The 17,970-nt window shown below is 53.4% G+C and carries 19 protein-coding genes and 3 pseudogenes; 15 read left to right on the forward strand and 7 right to left on the reverse strand.

Features of this window, described 5'->3' with window-relative positions:
- Positions 1 to 90: pseudogene (locus KGB23_RS30505) on the reverse strand (hypothetical protein); the annotation flags it as partial.
- On the opposite strand from KGB23_RS30505, the pseudogene KGB23_RS30265 reads away from it, so the two are divergent.
- From KGB23_RS30265 to KGB23_RS23335, 9 genes and pseudogenes are all read left to right on the forward strand, one after another.
- Positions 77 to 256 (forward strand): annotated as a pseudogene (locus KGB23_RS30265) (type VI secretion system tip protein VgrG); the annotation flags it as partial. The pseudogenes KGB23_RS30505 and KGB23_RS30265 overlap by 14 nt on opposite strands.
- On the forward strand, positions 247 to 1,113 hold the full coding sequence (locus KGB23_RS23300; protein ID WP_223432754.1) for a DUF4123 domain-containing protein: 867 nt from the start codon (positions 247 to 249) through the stop codon (positions 1,111 to 1,113). The pseudogene KGB23_RS30265 and the gene KGB23_RS23300, both read left to right, overlap by 10 nt.
- Positions 1,114 to 1,142: 29 nt before the next feature.
- Positions 1,143 to 4,688, forward strand: a complete 3,546-nt coding sequence (locus KGB23_RS23305) for a LysM peptidoglycan-binding domain-containing protein (RefSeq protein WP_223432755.1) — start codon at positions 1,143 to 1,145, stop codon at positions 4,686 to 4,688.
- Between the two features lie 19 nt (positions 4,689 to 4,707).
- Positions 4,708 to 5,685 carry a sel1 repeat family protein gene (locus tag KGB23_RS23310; RefSeq protein WP_317851630.1) on the forward strand — a complete coding sequence of 326 codons (978 nt, stop codon included), beginning with the start codon at positions 4,708 to 4,710 and terminating at the stop codon, positions 5,683 to 5,685.
- Between the two features lie 2 nt (positions 5,686 to 5,687).
- Positions 5,688 to 6,167, forward strand: coding sequence for a hypothetical protein (locus KGB23_RS23315; protein ID WP_223432756.1), 480 nt, complete (start codon positions 5,688 to 5,690; stop codon positions 6,165 to 6,167).
- Positions 6,149 to 6,544, forward strand: a complete 396-nt coding sequence (locus KGB23_RS23320; RefSeq protein WP_223432757.1) for a tetratricopeptide repeat protein — start codon at positions 6,149 to 6,151, stop codon at positions 6,542 to 6,544. Before KGB23_RS23315 ends, KGB23_RS23320 begins: the two co-directional genes overlap by 19 nt.
- Complete coding sequence (locus tag KGB23_RS23325; protein WP_223432758.1) at positions 6,537 to 6,995, forward strand: sel1 repeat family protein; 459 nt, start codon at positions 6,537 to 6,539, stop codon at positions 6,993 to 6,995. Before KGB23_RS23320 ends, KGB23_RS23325 begins: the two co-directional genes overlap by 8 nt.
- Positions 6,996 to 7,000: 5 nt before the next feature.
- Positions 7,001 to 7,969, forward strand: a complete 969-nt coding sequence (locus KGB23_RS23330) for a tetratricopeptide repeat protein (RefSeq protein WP_223432759.1) — start codon at positions 7,001 to 7,003, stop codon at positions 7,967 to 7,969.
- 102 nt (positions 7,970 to 8,071) lie between these two features.
- Entirely contained in the window at positions 8,072 to 8,950 is an 879-nt protein-coding gene (locus KGB23_RS23335) for a tetratricopeptide repeat protein (RefSeq protein ID WP_223432760.1), read from the forward strand.
- A 186-nt stretch (positions 8,951 to 9,136) separates the two neighbouring features.
- On the opposite strand, the gene KGB23_RS23340 is transcribed toward KGB23_RS23335, so the two are convergent.
- The gene (locus KGB23_RS23340) at positions 9,137 to 9,433 is read right to left on the reverse strand and encodes a hypothetical protein (RefSeq protein WP_223432761.1); all 297 of its coding nucleotides are present in this window, start codon (positions 9,431 to 9,433) and stop codon (positions 9,137 to 9,139) included.
- A gap of 505 nt (positions 9,434 to 9,938) precedes the next feature.
- On the opposite strand from KGB23_RS23340, the gene KGB23_RS23345 reads away from it, so the two are divergent.
- Positions 9,939 to 10,208 (forward strand): DUF2790 domain-containing protein, encoded by a 270-nt coding sequence (locus KGB23_RS23345; RefSeq protein WP_046047138.1) that lies wholly within the window; start codon positions 9,939 to 9,941, stop codon positions 10,206 to 10,208.
- Between the two features lie 91 nt (positions 10,209 to 10,299).
- Positions 10,300 to 10,695 carry a hypothetical protein gene (locus KGB23_RS23350; protein ID WP_150655948.1) on the forward strand — a complete coding sequence of 132 codons (396 nt, stop codon included), beginning with the start codon at positions 10,300 to 10,302 and terminating at the stop codon, positions 10,693 to 10,695.
- Here KGB23_RS23350 and KGB23_RS23355 read toward each other — a convergent pair.
- On the reverse strand, positions 10,692 to 10,961 hold the full coding sequence (locus tag KGB23_RS23355) for a DUF1652 domain-containing protein (RefSeq protein ID WP_223432762.1): 270 nt from the start codon (positions 10,959 to 10,961) through the stop codon (positions 10,692 to 10,694). The genes KGB23_RS23350 and KGB23_RS23355 overlap by 4 nt on opposite strands.
- Before the next feature lie 306 nt (positions 10,962 to 11,267).
- Between KGB23_RS23355 and eco the strand changes: the two genes are divergently transcribed.
- Together eco and KGB23_RS23365 are read left to right on the forward strand one after the other, a co-directional pair.
- Positions 11,268 to 11,750: a serine protease inhibitor ecotin gene (eco, locus tag KGB23_RS23360; RefSeq protein WP_223432763.1), complete on the forward strand. Its 483-nt coding sequence runs from the start codon at positions 11,268 to 11,270 to the stop codon at positions 11,748 to 11,750.
- A 29-nt stretch (positions 11,751 to 11,779) separates the two neighbouring features.
- Positions 11,780 to 12,085, forward strand: a complete 306-nt coding sequence (locus tag KGB23_RS23365; RefSeq protein ID WP_149631950.1) for an NIPSNAP family protein — start codon at positions 11,780 to 11,782, stop codon at positions 12,083 to 12,085.
- 24 nt (positions 12,086 to 12,109) lie between these two features.
- Here the strand turns inward: KGB23_RS23365 and ilvA are convergent.
- A pseudogene (ilvA, locus tag KGB23_RS23370) lies at positions 12,110 to 13,105 on the reverse strand (threonine ammonia-lyase, biosynthetic); the annotation flags it as partial.
- Between the two features lie 248 nt (positions 13,106 to 13,353).
- Between ilvA and KGB23_RS23375 the strand changes: the two are divergent.
- Positions 13,354 to 13,686, forward strand: coding sequence for a DUF2834 domain-containing protein (locus KGB23_RS23375; RefSeq protein WP_223432765.1), 333 nt, complete (start codon positions 13,354 to 13,356; stop codon positions 13,684 to 13,686).
- Between the two features lie 164 nt (positions 13,687 to 13,850).
- Here the strand turns inward: KGB23_RS23375 and KGB23_RS23380 are convergent, their stop codons facing one another.
- Entirely contained in the window at positions 13,851 to 15,002 is a 1,152-nt protein-coding gene (locus tag KGB23_RS23380; protein WP_223432766.1) for a PQQ-dependent sugar dehydrogenase, read from the reverse strand.
- Between the two features lie 51 nt (positions 15,003 to 15,053).
- The gene (locus KGB23_RS23385; protein ID WP_223432767.1) at positions 15,054 to 15,410 is read right to left on the reverse strand and encodes a hypothetical protein; all 357 of its coding nucleotides are present in this window, start codon (positions 15,408 to 15,410) and stop codon (positions 15,054 to 15,056) included.
- Positions 15,411 to 15,613: 203 nt separating this feature from the next.
- Here KGB23_RS23385 and KGB23_RS23390 point away from each other — a divergent pair, with 203 nt between their 5' ends.
- Positions 15,614 to 16,474 (forward strand): Ku protein, encoded by an 861-nt coding sequence (locus tag KGB23_RS23390; protein WP_223432768.1) that lies wholly within the window; start codon positions 15,614 to 15,616, stop codon positions 16,472 to 16,474.
- A 119-nt stretch (positions 16,475 to 16,593) separates the two neighbouring features.
- Here KGB23_RS23390 and lpxO read toward each other — a convergent pair whose 3' ends face one another.
- Complete coding sequence (gene lpxO / locus KGB23_RS23395; RefSeq protein WP_223432769.1) at positions 16,594 to 17,493, reverse strand: lipid A hydroxylase LpxO; 900 nt, start codon at positions 17,491 to 17,493, stop codon at positions 16,594 to 16,596.
- Positions 17,494 to 17,970: the final 477 nt, after the last annotated feature.

Raw genomic sequence — 17,970 nt, forward strand, 5'->3', positions numbered from 1 at the left:
GGTGCTGCGGGTCTTGTTCGCCGGCAGGTCGTACGGGACGATGTTTTCCTTGTGGTACAGGCAGCCGGTGATCAGCGGTTGGTCGGGGTCGGGGACGCCTGCTGCGCCATTGTTGCCGGGGCCGATGAAGGTCGCGGATGCGGATGTCGCGGGCAAAGCGCCTCTCCCCAGTCGTCTCAATGAGTCGGGCATTACGCCGTTGTGCGGCAAACAGAGCAACGGCGCCTGCAGCCGTAAGGATTGCACATGCATGTAACCGCCATGAACACCCTGCTGGCCGCACCTCGTTATGGATTCGAGTCGCTGCCCAGGGAACAGTCCAGTCAGGTCCTGTGTTTCATCATCGATCGCGCACGCCAACCCGAGGCGATGTCGCGTCTGTATCGCATCGGCGAACCGATGAATGCACAAGCCTTGTTCAGCAGCACTGACTTTGCGGAAATCGCCAATGAAGGTCCACTCTGGCTCACAGCACCTTGGGGCAGCCGGTTGGCAGTCGAAGCCACGCGATTGTGCGAAGAAAACCACTCGGGCATTGCCCTGGTCGCAGAAGACGCCACTCAGGCCCTCGCACACGCGCGCTGGTTGCTACGAGCCAACGACGGTTCCGGCGGCCAAAGCCTGCTGAGCTATCACAAACCGAGCCTCTGGGCTGCGTTGGCCTACACCGCAGGTGACGCGTCCATTCAATTGTTCGGTCCTTGGCAAGCGGTGTACAGCCCTGCCCCGAGCCACTTCGGCAAAGAGCGTGGCGCGTGGCTGTCGTGGACGGCGAAATCGGAACTGAAGTGGCGTGGCGATGGCCCGGCGTTCAACCTTCCCGACAACGCAGCAAAGATTCAAGCGCGACTGGGGTGGTTGTATTGGGTCGATGAGCAATATGCCGCGTTCGGTGAGCCCGCTGATGATCGGATCAATGAAATTGCCGAGAACCTGGACCTTTTGCTCAAAAACAACATCTACGAAGGTGACCATTTGCTCAAGCTCGCCTCTGTCGTCGACGGACCGCTGCTTGAAACACGGCCAGAAGCAATGGCCATCCTGCAATCCAGGGAAGAGTCGTTCATCAAGGTTGAGCAGCTGATGCAAACAGCATCCGCCAATCCCCAATGAACCCGACGCAACAACAGAACGGAAGCATCATGGAAATTACCAATCATTCAGTCAATCCTGGTGAAACACTCAACCAGATTGCTACTCGCTACAACACCAATGTTGCGCAACTGCGCCAGATGAATCCCTTCATTACCAACCCGAATGCGATTAAGCCGGGTTGGAATCTTAGTGTTCCCAAGAGTGCTCAGGTGGGTTCTGCCGCGCAATCGACAGCGGCTCCAGCGGCGTCTGCGACACCAACCGCAAAGGCGGACGCTCCAACTTCAACAAAAGAAGTCACCACACTGAACCCGCCCAAGGACTTTTCGGAGTCCTGCACAACGACTTTCAAGCCACATCCAAAGCCTTGTTCCGATACCTACGCCACTGCTATCTATGCAACAGATGAACAACAGTTTTGGTTGTTGCCCGAGCGCGCGGCTGCGTCAATGAAAGAGGCCATGCATGCGCTGGAAAAGCAAATTGCACCGACCAAGTCCCGTGAAGAGCGGATCAAGGGACTTCAGGACACAGGACTGCTTGAGTACTTCCTCGAACCAAAGCTGAGTAATTTCCTCAAGGGCGAGCAGCGCCAACGGATGGAGGAAATAGAGGCTCAGAACATCGAGATGGATCCTGGGATGGCTCGGCGCAGCAAGATCGAGGCCAATGCCAAATCACAAAAAGCTGCACCTAAAGCGATTCCCCAGGATGAAACGGCGAACTCGCGCATGGAAAGACTTATCGCTGATGTCGACGCCCAAGATCACATCAACGATGAAGTGAACGCCTTTCATAAGTTGCGTGCCGAATGGTCTGCACTCAAGCGAGTTGCTATTACCGAAGCGGAGCTTCAAGGCTACACCTACGAAAGTGGCACCTTGTTTTCGGAAAATGCCATAGAGGCACGCTCTCGCGTCCAGAGCTACCTGAAAGCTCGCAAGGCGTTATTCAGCAATAAGGATTTCACACAGTTCCCGGTGGATGAAGTCGAAAAAGCGCTTACCGCACATAAGCAACAAATTGAAAACCTGCGCAGTTGCATGGTCACCTGCTCGGCGGATCTCGTCGGCTACGTCGTCGAGTACTATCAGAACGCCGATAAGCTTGATTACCACGAATACACTAATGCCATTATCAAAGCTTCCGAATACGGTATCGCCCTCCCAGAGTTCGCGTTAATTTCGGATGATCTTCCGTCAGGCATTTCGCAATTCAAGTTGTACGTAGAGACAGAAAAGAAACAAACGGAAGTCACCTCCCGACTGCAGGAAAAATATAAAAACTGGATCGAAGCAACAGGCCAGAACGCACAGGCACCAGCAGGTCTGGTGGACACAGAGCGCGCAGAATGGGACCGCTTGCAAACAGTTAAGGATAAGTTGCGGGAGCAAGCCCAAAATAACGTCGCAGCTGCGCCTATTCGACGCCATCTGCTTTGGGATCCGGAGCAATTTCAACCGCAACCGGTAGACCGTTTGGTCAACGCCGGCTTTCCCCTGCGCGAGGTCAGTCGCTCTGACACTAAAGGTACCCCTTTAGGTTGGTTCAGTTTGATGAACCTCAAAGATGCACCAACAATCATGAAAGAGGATCTGGATAAGGCTAAGGGACAACCGAAAAAAGTTCTCGAAAGCCTTCCCAAAAACGGCGCCGACGGTGCCGACAAAAATTCCGCCCGCGGAGTGTTTCGCCAGTGGCTGATCGCTCAAGGCGCTCGTTGTGTCGATGACCAAGGTGACTGGTTTGATGCCAAAGGCTGGTTCGAAGTAAAACGATTCCACGACTCTCTGAAAAAACAGGGCTGGACGGTTACCGAACTTGAAGACAGTGCAACGCTTAACGATTGGGGCGACCACCTCAAGCAGTTGGTATTCAAGAAAAGCATTCGTGGTGAAGTGAGGTTGTTCGACAAAAGTCCTCAAGCGCAATTTGTTCGTTGCTTGACGCCACCACAGTCCAAGCTTCATGGTGAGGTAAAACTGGAAGGCCCCAAATTTACTGCCGCAGAAGGTTTTCAAGTGTCTGCAAGCGTCGCCTTGAGCCTTGATCTGGCGCGTGGCGAGGTAGAGTTGATGAAAATCGACATGCCATCGCGAGAAAAAGCCAAAGACACCACCCTTGAATACTACCTGGAAGGCAATTCTCAAGTTCAAAGCATGAATTTCGGACGCTTCTCTTTCCATTTCGGCGTAAGAGCCTGGGGGTATGCGGGAGCGTCATTGATGCTGGCCGGTAGCGTTGAGCTAAACCCTATCCTGGGCAATATGAAATATGGCGCAACACTCAGCCCGGTAAAACCAGCACAACGTGAAGATGCTTCAGCCAAAGCTGAGCGCAAAGATCACGAGGAGATGAAAAAAGCCAAAGCCGAAAGTGGGGATACCAGCCCTACCCCCGATCTCGAGTACAAATCCAAGTCTGGCACCTACACAGAGACAAAAACCTCAGGGCAAATGGTCAGTGGACGTGCTGCCAACGTACAAATTGAAAATGGCGCCAAGGCCAGTTTCAACATCTTCGGCGGCATACAAGCCGCAATCGAGCTCACCGGCGCCCTGAACTGGGCCCCCCCGAAAGAGCTCGCAGCGCTGCGCACCGCGCCTACGACCGGAATCAACAGCAGCAAAGATGCCAAGAGTGCCAGCCAATGGTTAACACTAGCCAAACTGAATGGATCCGTAGGCGCTGCACTCGGTGCAGGCTTTCAAGGGAATGCCCAAATTTCCTTGGATAAAGGACGGTTTATCCTCAATCTCAAGGCCGCGGTCGTGCTTGGGCCTGGGGCCAGTGGCAGTTTTAAGCTCGAAATTGGCTATGAGGCCGTCGTGGATATCCTCAACTTGTATCGTCGCGAACTGCATAAGACGCGAGGCAAACGGATTCTATGGATGGCACCGGATGCAGCAGATTATGCGTCCACACTAAACCTGCTGGGCGTTGCCGGACTAGACGTACAAATGGTCTACCTGATGGGCTGGGATATCGTAATGAATCTCTACGAGGCGATGACTCGCGGTGGCAAGGGCGGACCGATTGCTGATGCAATTGTCGAGTACGATAACCCATCAGAAATGGAAAGCTGGTGCATCAATGCAATTCCTGAGGCTCTAGGGCCGTTGCTAATGACCCTGACTAGCCGTGCGAGCTCATTCACGGTCACTACCAATAATTCTTCTTCCGACGGATCGACGCAAGGCACGCGCACATACAACCGGGATCAAGCGCATTTGCTTCAGCAAAAAGCAATTGAACTCATACTTGGCTGGATAGTTAAGAATGCCACGCAACAAAATACAATCGATCAAGCGCAAAGTCAGTTTGAAAAAATATGCATGCGAATGAACGGCTTTGGTGTGAAAGCTCCGAAAAGCGGACAGGATTACTGCGTCAACCGCCTTAACTTGGATAACTTCATGGCGGAGGCTGTATTGAGCTTAGCCAAACCTGAAAACAACAGAATGCGCGAACGCTATACAAAACATGTTTCCATCCTAGGTGCAAATCTTGATAATTTTTGTCAACGCACTAAATTTCATGGACGTAATTATATCCCAACAGGATTGGCAACATACACCGGGCCTTCCCAATAGAAAAAAGGATGTCTTCACCGTGACAAAACTCAAAGTTTTTTTTATTTTTTTCTTATCATTTATGTCGCTTCAAGCTTTTGCAGCTATGACATCAGAGCAGATTACGGCAAAAGAAAAAGGGATCATCCTTTATAATCAATATAAAACCACCCTAGCAATTCCTTATTTACTTGCCGCCTCTGAAGCCGATGACTCAGAGTCTCAATATTATTTAGGTGAAGCGCTGAGAAAAAAAAACCGCTACATGACTTCTGAGGCTCAGAGATGGTACGAAGCGGCCGCTGACAAAGGTAATCTCTATGCAATGATCCAACTAGGGCGGATCGGAAATGATATTTGCAAAACTATGGAGAACTGCCCTGCAGCAAAGAAAAATCCCGCAGCGTGGCTGACTGAAGCAACTAATCTCGCGAAACCCAAGGCAGAGCAAGGTGATGCGGAAGCGATGTACATTATGTACGAACTATCTTTGGACCGAGCTTGGCTTGAAAAATCTGCTAATGCCGGGGATGCCACAGCCCAATTCTGGATGGCCATTGGCGATAAACAAGGGGAAGGATTTTTGCTTCCCTGGAAGCGCAAAGAGGCTGTTGGCAACTGGTTTAAAGCATCTGCTGAGGGCGGAAACCCACGCGCGATGATGGAGTATGCAGTCTATCTTCATGAAAACCAGGGTGATCTTACGGTCGCTCGCCATTGGATCAAAGCAGCCGCCGAACATGGATATGAAAGCGGCGTGAGCAGTTACGGCGCTTATTTGGCTCACGCTCCTTCTCTATTTGATTTCGAACTTGACCTGATCAAAGGTTACGCAATCACTTCCCTGCTCAAAGAGCTAGACGGAGGCGGAAATATTCAAACCTATGTTGAAGAAGTTCTTCCAGAAATCGCAGAAAAAATGACTCCCGAGCAACTCAAGGAAGCAAATAAATTTGCTGTTGAATGGAAGAATTCACACCCTCCGCTCTCGTTTTTTCCTGACAAGTTGAGTCGTTAGCATTGGGAAAAGTATTTCTTGTATTTGGACTATTAGCCCTGACACTTGCAGCTAACGCCCAAACTGAACTTACACAGCCCCAAGGATTGGCCAAGAAGCAAGGCTTGATACTTTACAATCAATATAAAGCTATTTCTGCTACTCCTTTTCTAGCCGTTGCTGCTGAGGCGGGAGATCACGAAGCGCAATATTATTTGGCTGAGTCACTCAGAAAGAAAAGCCGCTACATGGATGCTGAAGCACTGAAGTGGTATGAGGCTTCGGGAGCGCATGGTGATATTTACGCAATGATTCGGTTAGGTCGCAGTAACAGCGACCTTTGCCAACAATTAAAAAACTGCCCAGCAGGACAAAAGACACCCGCCGAATGGTTGGTACAAGCCAACAAAACAGCTTTGCTCGGCGTGGAAAAAGGCGACCCTGAGTCCATGTATCTGATGTATGAAATCTCTCTGGATCGGGCTTGGTTATCGACCTCATAAAAGGCTATGCACTGGTATCGTTACTGAAAGAGCTAGACGGAGGTGGAAACGTCAAAGTTTATGTCGAAGGAAAACTTCCTCTTATCTCGGAAAAGATGACACCCGAATTGTTAGAAAAATCTGCTAATGCTGGAAGCCCCGTCGCGCAATATCGGATGGCTATCGGCGACCGTCAAGGAGAAGGTTTTTTGCTACCTTGGAAGCGCCAGCAATCGGTTGAGACTTGGTTTTTGGCCTCCGCAAAAGGCGGAAACCCTAAAGCAATGATGCAGCTCTTTGGAATATACCGAGAAAAAGGAGATCTAGAGCAGGCCCGATATTGGGTAGAGCAAGCGGCTTCTTCTGGATATGAAGCCGGTGTTTATAACTATGGCTAGGCAAGGAGACGGTTTCTTCTTGCCGTGGAAGCGGCATGAGGCAATTGAAAATTGGCTGAAACTATCTGCAGAAGGAGGTTACCCCCCTGCAATGATGGAATACGCTGCGTTTATTTATGAAGACCAAGGTGATTTAACAGTCGCTCGCCATTGGATTGTCGAAGCAGCTAAAAAAGGGTACAAGTCAGGCGTCAGCAGTTACGGCGCATATTCAGCCCATTCACCATCGCTTTTTGACTTCCCATTAGATAGGGTTAAAGGTTATGCACTGACCTCGCTACTATCTGAACTTGACGGTGGCGGAGATGTACAGGTCTACGTAAAAGAAACCCTGCCGGAAATTGCGGAAAAAATGACACCGGAACAAATTTCAGAAGCTAACGAATTTGCAAAAAACTGGAAAGCGACTCATCCACCCCTGTCGTTTTTCCCAGAAAAATTGAGCCGTTAACATTGATGAAGAAAAGTCTATTTACCGCACTGTTGATTATTGCGTTTGCGAATCCAGCAGCCGCCGAACTTTCCTCGATACAGCAAGCAGCAAAAACACAGGGGATAACTTTCTACAATCAGCACAAAGCTGTTACTGCTATCCCCTTCCTGGTAATTGCCTCGGAAGCTGGCGATCGTGAGGCTCAGTACTACTTGGGCGAAGCTTTACGCAAAAACAACAAATATATGACGCCAGAAGCCCAGAGCGCATATGAAGCCTCTGCTCGCCAAGGTGATATATATGCAATGATAAGATTGTCTCAACGCAATAACGATCTCTGCGTTAAGATGAACAATTGCTCAGGTGAAAAAAAATCGCCAAGCGAGTGGTCCAAAAGTGCTTTTGAGGCTGCTACGAAAGAAGCTGAAAAAGGCGACGCTGAGGCTATGTATTTGATGTACCGGATAACCGGAGACGACAAATGGTTTGAAAAATCCGCAGACGGAGGTTTTGCGCTAGCGCAGTACTATCTAGCGGCGGAATACCGTGAAGGTAAAGGTTTCTTCCTGACACCGTCAAAACGCGCGGATATGGTCGAACGTTGGATGAAGGCATCTGCGGAAGGTGGCAACCCTCAAGGTATGTTGGCGTATGCCGCGATTCAGGGTCGAAAAAAGGACTGGGAGCAATTAAGGTCGTGGAACGAAAAAGCTGCAATGACTGGATATGTCAGCGCTGTATATGGTTATGGGTCTTACTTAGCAGGTCAATCGCCGGAATATGGCTTTAAGGAGGACCTAGTAACTGCCTATGCATCCATTTCCTGGGTACTTGAACTAGACGGTGGGGGCGGCATGCGAGAATTTGCACAAGACGAACTTCCCGAAATCGCGGCAAAAATGACTGTTGAACAGATCGAAAAATCAAAAAAAACCCTGACGGAATGGAAAGCAACCCGCCCACCACTATCCTTCTTCCCTGACAAGCTATGAACTATTAACACTATGAGAGCTTATTTTTTCATAGCCCTCTTCGCGATCGTAATATCTTTCGAAGTTAACGCGCAGCCTACTTCGGACCTGAAGTCCGCCAAGATGCAGGGCATTACGCTTTACAATCAGTTCAAAGCGACCTCGGCAGTGCCATTCCTTGAATTAGCGGCCCAAGCAGGTGATCACGAAGCCCAATATTATTTGGGTGAGGCCATTCGTAAAAGCAAACGATACATGACTCCTGAAGCTAAGAACGCCTATGAGGCGTCAGCCCTTCAAGGCGATATCTACTCAATGATAAGGCTCGCGGGAGATACAAATGATCTCTGCGTCGCTATGGGTAACTGCCCAAAAGATAGAAAGGAGCCTGGTGAGTGGCGAAAAATGGCTTTAGATACCGCTAGTGTAGAAGCTGCGAAAGGAAACGCAGAATCGATGTATTTGATGTTTAGAGTTACCGGCGATGATAAATGGCTTGAAAAATCAGCAAAAAACGGATTTTCTCTCGCACAATTTAGCCTAGCAACGAAATATCAAGAAGGAGGCGGATTTTTTCTACTCCCTGCAAGTCGGTTAGCGGCTGTGGAGCGCTGGATGAAAGCTTCAGCGGAAGGTGGCTATCCACCAGGGATGATGGGGCTAGCAGCAGTTTCAGTTGAAAAAAATGATCTGGAAAGTTTCAGACTCTGGAACGAAAAAGCTGCTGCCTCAGGATATGTCGAGGGAGTGTTTGGATATGGCTCTTATTTGGGAGAGGATCCGTCTAATTATGGATTCAAGTTAGACCTTGTTAAATCATACGCTCTGCTTTCTCTCATTTATGAACTTGACGGCGGAGGACATGTTCGACGAGATATTGAGGACGTGCTACCCGACATCGCGAAAAAAATGTCACCTGAGCAAATAAAAGAAGCTAAAGTTTTTTTGGAGAACTGGAAATCCAGCCACCCTCCGCTGTCGTTTTTCCCTGACAAGCTATGAACTATTAACACTATGAGAGCTTATTTTTTCATAGCCATCTTCGTGATCGGAATATCTATTTATCCTGACAAACTTGGATACTGATTTTTCTATTAATTTTTGGCCAATGATAAAGTCTCTTGATAACTCAATCCTCCCAGACAAGCCAGCTCCTAAGGAGCTTGGCTTGTTCGTTGAGGTATAGCGTCAGACCGGCGCCTTCCACCCCATCATCTGCTGCTGCGCAACCAGCAGCAAATCGCACCCATCTTGCGTCAGCAGATAAAGCGCGTGGGTAATGTGCGGAATATCTTGAACATCACCGTTCTTGAAGCATTGGCAATGTAGCGTTTCGAGTAACTGGCTGGCGGCTCGGACACGCTGTAAAGCGGCTTCGAGAATGTCTTGGGGATTGGCCTCGGTATCGATGACCATTGGGTTTGTGTCGGTAACGCTGCTTTTGATTGAGTGATAGCGATCAGGGAATGCATTTAGCGTTGGCATAGTAATTACTCGAGCATTAATTAGTAATCGCCAGCACCGTGACCAAACGATGGAGGCGGCTGTGTACAGGCTTGGTCAACCGCTAACACTCAAAACGGCTCGCCCGAAAGCGTCCTGCACACAGCCACCATTGCAACGTACTACGAGACGTAGAAGTCCGCAGCGCGAATGATGGCACATATGTGCAGTGTTAATCAGGTGACCAAACCTGCTCGCTGATTTTGCAGCGAGGCCAAACAGTAAACGCTGGCAGCTTGCCGGCGAAAGACGACAAAGAGTCCGACCGTGTAGGAACGGGCCGAACCTCCCTCAGTTTTTTTACCCACATGAAACCTCTGTCAGAAACCTCCTCACGACAGGCGGCATTGAGTCGGGTTAACCATCGCTTAACCCCGCGGTCCAAAACTTTACTGGACCGCACGCCCTCAGAGTTCTCTGACGCCCAGTGCGGCAGGTTCGACGACTAAACGTCGAGCTGACTTTAAGCCTGCATCGGAGAACGTTCATGAACATGCGCACCTTGCTGATCACCACCGCCCTCGCCTGCACCGCGTTTGCCGGCCTGGCCCAGGCCAATGACACTTCGAGCTCCCAGGCGGTGCCGTACCACTACGGTATGCCGCTGCACGTGGGCAAGGTCATTACCTTGACCGAACCGTCGACGCTGGACTGCAAAGTGGTCACAGCCGACATGAAGTACATCGATAGCACCTCGGGCAAGCCCGCGGAAATCTCCTACCGTAAACTTTCCGACGCCTGCAGTTATCAGAACTGACTGAAAGGTCTGATTCAACACTTTGCGGTATTCCTGTGAGGGGTTCTGGCGCTATGCTCTGCGCCTCCCCCCACTGCCGCAAGGATTCGCCATGCAGTTATCGTTTCGTACCTTATCGACTTTTACCGCCGCGCTGTGTTTTCTGTTGGCCTTGGTCTGGGGTTTGATGCCGGACAGGTTGCTGTCAATCTGGAGCATCGAATACTCGTTGGCGGTCGGCGTTGTCGCGCGGCGCAGTGCAATGCTGTTCGCGGCGCTGGGTGTGATGTTTTATCTGGTTCGAAACGAATCGCCTTCGATCACCCGCCATGCGCTGAGCAATGGTTTCATGGTCGGCTGCTGGGGGCTGGCAGCACTGGGCTTCGGCGAATGGCTCAATGGCCATGCCGGTCCAGGCATTTTGCTGGCGGTGGTGGTCGAACTGGCACTGGGTCTGGCGTTTCTCCAGACCAAGCGCGTGTCGATGGAACTCGAAACCGTGGGTTAAAGCGATTTTCTGTCTGGATGCAGCGTCTGGGCAATGGTCTGGTGCTGCATGTCAGAGCGCAGTCCAGCGATCAGGTTATTGATTTCTCGGCAACCATTTAGCTGTTTGGCATTTATTCCAGTCACCATGAGATCGAGGTGATCGGTTTGACGATCGGAATACACCTTGACGGTCATCGACAGGTCCGGCGACAGCGTGCATTGACAACGTTTCGGCAAAAAACTGCTTTCAATGATATTGCGAAGCTCCAAGGCAGAAAGAAACATGGCGACCCTCTCCTTAATATGAGACTGCCAATCAACTATCGATACTGACTCAATGAAATCTCCGGTCAGCTCAAGACCAGCTACAGCATAAAACATGCCCAGAATTTCGCCCTGCAGCTCATCGGTAAATCAAGGATTTAGCCAAACGACTGCTAAATGGCCTCATGCACTCTGCAAGAAAGGCGCTGTGGTGCCCCTGCAATGTGCATACATCCAGCGACACGTTTGCATTGGCCGACGACGCCAGTAAGAATGCGGCCAATCAAATCAGTTTCCGCTGACCCCACTCGCACGCAAGGAGGCATCATGGGTTCTTTGACCTGTATCACTACCGTCGGGCTGATTTTTGCCGGGCTGTCGACCATCGCTCACGCCGCGAAACTCGAAGAGGTTGCGCCGTTTCCGAAGCCCGAAAGCGGTTTCACCCGTCAGGTCATTCACCTTGCCCCACAGACTCAGGAAGACGGCTACCAGGTCGAAATCCTCGCCGGCAAAACCCTGACCGTTGACTGTAATCGCCAACGCCTGGGCGGCATTCTCGAGGAGAAAAACCTCGAAGGCTGGGGTTACCCGTTCTACCGACTGGAAAAAGTCATCGGTCCGATGAGTACGATGATGGCCTGCCCGGACGGCAAGAGTAAAAAGGACTTTGTGCCGGTGGTCGGTGACGGTTTCATGCTGCGCTACAACAGCAAACTGCCGATCGTGCTCTATGTACCGAAAGACGTCGAAGTTCGCTACCGGATCTGGTCGGCGTCGGGCAAGGTCGAGAAAACCGCCCAGGAATAACCGTTCTGTCCCTCTACAGGAGCGCCACTTTGATTACCTGCCACGTCAAATATGTGATCGATCCGTATCAACTCAGCGAATTCGAAGCCTACGCCAAAGCCTGGCTCGGCATCGTCGAGCGTTTGGGCGGCACGCACCACGGGTATTTCCTGCCTTCCGAGGGTGCGAGCAATATCGCCTACTGCCTGTTCAGCTTTCCTTCGCTGGCGGACTACGAAAGCTACCGGCATGTCGCGATGACTGACGCCGAAAGCGCCGCGCTCGTAGCTTCGCTGGTCGAGAAGAAGTTTATCGTCAGTTACGAGCGGACCTTCCTGCGCCCGCTGCTGGCCTGATACCGCTCACGCCGGGGCGCCGCTCAATGCGGCGCGCTCGGCCACATGGCGCAAACTGTCGAAATTGATGTTGGCGCCCGAGTCGATCGCTACCAGTGTCTGACCACGGGCATCGGTTTGCGCCACGTATTTTTTGATTCCGGCCACGGCCAAGGCGCCGGAAGGTTCTGTGATCGAGCGGGTATCGTCGTAGATATTCTTGATGGCGGCGCAGAGCTCGTCGTTGCTGACCGTCAACACCTCATCGACACAAAACTGGCAGACCTCGAAACCATAAGCACCGATCTGGGCGACGGCGACACCGTCGGCGAAAGTGCCTACGTTCGGCAGGACAACTCGCTCGTCGGCCTGTAATGCCGCATACAAACAGGCGGAATGCTCCGACTCGACGCCGATGATGCGGACTTCAGGTCGCAGGTATTTGACGTACGCCGCGATGCCGGCGATCAGGCCGCCACCTCCCACCGGGACGAAGATCGCGTCCAGCGGACCTTGATGCTGACGCAGGATTTCCATGGCGACGGTGCCCTGCCCCGCGATCACGTCCGGGTCGTCGAAGGGCGAGACAAAGGTGCGACCGGTTTGCCGCGCCAGGTTCAGCGCATAGTCCAGGGCAAACGGAAAGCTCTCACCATGCAGCACAGCGTCGGCGCCCCGACTGCGTACGCCATGCACCTTCAGTTCTGGCGTCGTACGCGGCATGACGATGGTCGCCGCAATGCCCAGTTCACGCGCCGCCAGCGCCACGCCCTGAGCATGATTGCCCGCCGAAGCGGTGATCACCCCGCGAGCCTTTTGCTCATCGCTCAGTTGCACCAGTTTGTTGTAGGCACCGCGGATCTTGAAGGAAAAGGTCGGTTGCAGGTCTTCGCGTTTGAGCAGGATCTGATTGCCGAGCGCCTCGGACAATGCTGGCGCCGGTTGCAACGGCGTACGCACCGCGAGCTCATACACCGGCGCGGCGAGGATCTTTTTCACGTAGTGCTCAAGCAAGGTCTGCTGGGCGGTGGTCGTGCTCATGGTCGTCTCCTGACGTTGATCGGAGCCCAGGAGGCAGAAAGTAAAAACCCGCCTCTAGGGCGGGTTGGGTGCTGCAGTCGTGAGCTAGCCCGCCAAATAAGGAATGGCGGTAATAATGCTTGGCTGGCAGCGCAATACAGTGGAAGTCATGTCCGGAAATTAGCCGGACGCTGATGGCAAGTCAATGGCCAATTTTCCTCGACCTCTGTAGGCTGACGACTACGCTCATCGTCCCAAGGAAGGAAACCATGAAGTCTGTCGCCCTGCCCCTCATTACCCTGATTGCGTTCGCCGGCTACACCGTTTCGGTGATGCTTCAGGCCGAACAGTCATTGATCGACTTCGGCATCAGCCTGATGTCGCGCCCCGACACGGCGCAGGTGGTGATTGATTTGTACCTGCTGGCGACGCTCGCGGGCATCTGGATGTACACCGATGCGCGCAAGCGGGGGCAGTCGGGGTGGTCGGTGGTTCCCTACCTTTTGATCACCGCAGTTTTCGTCTCCATCGGGCCACTGTTGTACTTGGTGGTGCGTGGGTTGCAGGATCGGAGAAAGGCAGTCAATTTGCCAACCGCCTGAGCCCGAGCCCGAGCCCCCATAGATGTAGCAGCTGCCGAAGGCTGCGTCCGGCTGCGTAGCAGTCGTAAAATCATCCAATGCGGCAGCTCAGTCAGACCGAGGTGTCTGGATTTACGACTGCTACGCAGCCGGACGCAGCCTTCGGCAGCTGCTACAGGTGTCGGTTACTTCAGTCCAATCTTGTACAGGGCTCCATCGTCCTCATCGGTCAGCACATACAAGTACCCGTCCGGGCCTTGCCGCACATCGCGAATGCGCTTGTTGAGTTCGCCCAGCAATCGCTCTTCGTGAACGACCTTGTCGCCATCGAACTGCAAGCGGATCAACTCCTGGCTCACTAACGCGCCGATAAACACGTTGTGCTGCCAGGCCTTGAAGCGGTCAGCGTCGTAGAACGCCATGCCGCTGAGGCCGGGGGACTTTTCCCAGACGTGGCGCGGGGCGACGGTGCCTTCGGCGGTCTTGCCCTTGGCTTCCGGAATCGGCTGGCCGGAATAGTTGATGCCATGGGTTGCCATCGGCCAGCCGTAGTTCTTGCCACGTTCGATGATGTTGATTTCATCGCCACCCAGGGGACCGTGTTCGTTTTCCCAAAGGGTGCCGGTCCAGGGATTGAGCGCCGCGCCTTGTGGATTGCGCTGGCCGTAGGACCAGATTTCCGGGCGTACGCCGGCCTGACCGACAAAGGGGTTGTCGTCCGGCACCTTGCCGTCCGGGTAGATCCGCACCACCTTGCCTTGCAGCTTGTCGAGGTCTTGGGCAGTCGGCCGGTCGTTGTTCTCGCCAAGGGTGATGAACAGGTAGCCGTCACGGTCGAACACCAGGCGCGAACCAAAGTGGTTACCGACCGAAAGCTTGGGCTCCTGGCGAAAGATCACTTTGAAATCCTTTATGCCCGTCAGGTCGTCAGACAGACGTCCGCGACCAACCGCCGTCCCGGCCTTGCCGCCCTCACCACCGCCTTCGGCATACGACAGATAGACCGTGCGGTCTTGCCTGAAGTCGGGCGACAACACCACATCCAGCAAGCCGCCCTGCCCCTTGGCCCAGACCTTCGGCACGCCACTGAGCGGTGCGGAAAGTTTACCGTCGGCGCTGACAACCCGCAGGTTGCCGGGCCGTTCGGTCACCAGCATCCCTTGGCGATCGGGAAGAAACGCCAAGGCCCAGGGATGTTCGAGCCCCTTGGTCATTGTCGTCACCTCAAGGGTGCCCTGTTCGCTTTTCAGGTTCTGGGTCGGCGCCGCGAAAACGGGCGCCGCGGCGGTGATCAGTGCGCTGGCACACAGTGTGGCCAGAAGGGTTTTACGCGACATGCACGATTCCTTTTGTCGTTCGAATGGCTGGCAAGAACGCTGCCGTGCCGTTCAACGGTAGTTGGTGTCTGCGTCTCGATGAGGTGGATTGGGAATGAATTTCGGTGGAGTGGCGGGAGGCTCCCGACCTTGGGGATAGCGGTTGCCGATGCCACCATTATCAAGCGTCGGTGGCCGCGGCACGGGCACTGTGTTCGGCCCACGGATGACCGGCGCGCTGGGTTGCGTGCCTTGCATGCTGTTGGGATTGGCCCGGCGAATCGGGCTGTTGTAAGGATTGCTGGCGTTGCCTGTCGGGCTCTGGGCCAACAGCAGTGAAGAAGGTGGCGGCGCGGTGTCGGCCTGGGCCAGATTGCTCAGCCAGCCACTCAACGCCAACGCGGTGCAGCCGAGCACAAATCTGTTCATGACGAGCCTCTCGACATCAGCGTGGATAGGAACTTCGATATCACGCTACGCCCGGGGTTCGAATTTGTTAACTAAAACCTCCCCGGCAAGATGTAACACGAAGTTGAGTACGCCCCTGATCCCCCACAAGACCGGGCTGCAAGCCACTGAAACTTTTGCGCCAGGCCACAGGTCACCTGAACATCACACGCGAGAAGACGACCATGGCACGGGCAATCTGGAAAGGCGCGATCAGTTTCGGTCTGGTGCATATCCCTGTGGCGCTGGTCTCGGCGACATCCTCGCACGGGGTGGATTTCGACTGGCTCGACAGTCGCAGCATGGACCCGGTGGGCTACAAGCGCGTCAATAAGGTCACCGGCAAGGAAGTGACCAAGGAACACATCGTTAAAGGTGTGCAGTATGAAAAGGGTCGGTATGTGATCCTCAGCGAAGAGGAAATCAAGTCGGCGCACCCGTTGTCCACTCAAACCATCGACATCTTTTCCTTTGTCGACAGCGAGCAGATTCCCCTGCAAAACATCGATACGCCCTACTACCTCGCGCCGGATAAACGCGGTGGCAAGGTCTATGCGCTGTTGCGCGAAACACTAAGCAAAACCAACAAAGTCGCCCTCGCCCATGTTGTGCTGCACACGCGCCAGCACCTCGCCGCGCTGATGCCGCTGGAATCGGCGATGGTATTGGTGATGCTACGCTGGCCCGCCGAAGTGCGAAGTCTGGACACCCTCGAGCTGGGCAGCGAAGTCACCAAGCCCGAACTGGCCAAGGGTGAACTCGACATGGCCAAACGACTGGTTCAGGACATGAGCGCAGACTGGAAACCCGAGGATTATCGCGACAGTTTTGAAGACAAGATCATGGCGTTGGTGGAGAAAAAGGCCAACGAAGGAAAAATCGAAGATGTCGAAACGGCGACTGGCGAAGAGGAACGCAAAACCGCAGACGTTATCGATCTGACCGAGCTGCTTAAACGTAGTCTTGGGGGCAAGAGCACGGGCAAAACGAAGCCGGCCGCAAAACCCGCCGCGCAGAAAAAAGCCACGAAGACTTCTCGTGGCTGATTGAAGGTTTGCGGTGAATGTTATGACCTCTTCGCGAGCAAGCCCGCTCCCACATTAGATCGCGGTCAACTGTGGGAGCGGGCTTGCTCGCGAAGAGGCCATACGCCGTGAAACAATCTTCAGATCAGAACGAAAATCGCCAGCAAACCACCAAAAATCGCCCACTTTTCGAGGTAATAGAGCTTGCGGTTGCGCTTCTTGAGCGCTTTGCCGCGAAGGCGAATCTTGTAGATTTTGGCGAACAAGCGGTTGATACCGCCGGTCTTGTCACCCGCATCGTTCGGTGCGCCCGCCGCCGACATCACATTACGGCTGAACCAGCCATTGAACGCCGCCGCCCAGCGATACTTCATCGGCCGCTCTACGTCGCAGAACAGAATGATGCGGTTCTGCTCGGTGGTGTTTTCGGCGTAATGAATGAAGGTCTCATCGAACATGACCGCTTCACCGTCGCGCCAGTGGTAGTTCTCGCCATCGACGTTGATGTAGCAACCGGCATCGTTCGGTGTTTCCAGACCCAGGTGATAGCGATAGGAACCGGCATACGGATCGCGGTGACGGACCAGTTTCGAACCCGGTGGCAGCTCGGCGAACATCGCAGCCTTGATCGAGCCGATGCTTTGCACCAGTTCAGTAGTGCGCGGGCATAGTTTCATCGCCGAAGGATGGCTGTCGCCGTACCACTTCAGGTAGAAACGTTTCCAGCCCGTCTTGAAGAACGAGTTGAAGCCGACGTCGTCGTATTGATTCGAGCGCTTGATCTCCCCGGCCCTGAGCAGGTTCTGGCCCTCGGCGCGAATTTCTTCCCAATGTTCCTGCAAGGGACTCAGATCGGGAAAGTCGGCCGGGTTCAGATAAGGCTTGTTGGGGATTTTCGAGAACATATAAAGGAAGCAGTTGATCGGCGCCAGAAACGTCGAGTGGTCGCTCAGTTGGCGGCCCAGCTTGTGGCGCACGCGTCCGCGCAAGTGGACGTACGCAATGGATGCAACGTAAACAGCGGCAATGATCAATTTCACAAAAATCGTCACACGTCAGAAGTGAACAAACTGCGTCCCTTGCCGGCCCATCGGCACGAGGGACTTGTGCAGCGTCTGAATACGAGATAGCGGACCCGACTGGCGCGTCCTTGAGCCTGTGCCGCCTGTCGGCATCAGGTGATAGATGGCATTTTAGCCACAGTTTGTAACCAATAGTTAACCTTCAGATGTGAAAATCTGTCCACTGATGCTGCCAAAGTGGCCGTGCGGCCTTAACGCCCTATCGTTTAAAGAGCCAGACCAGTACAATCGCCGCCAAACATTACGCGCCCCCCTTGGTTGATGACGGGAATGAACCCCGTCTCAGCGCACTTCGACTCGGGCCAAGCGCTCCATATGCTGCTGTCCACTTATTGCCAGATGGACCTTCCGCTTCTGACCGGGATGCATTTCCTGTGGTTCGAAAACCGGAAACGGGTACTGAATCGGTACTGCCGCAACCCTAGCTACTCTGAA

This window comes from Pseudomonas sp. GL-B-26 (assembly GCF_019947405.1).
Lineage (GTDB): Bacteria > Pseudomonadota > Gammaproteobacteria > Pseudomonadales > Pseudomonadaceae > Aquipseudomonas.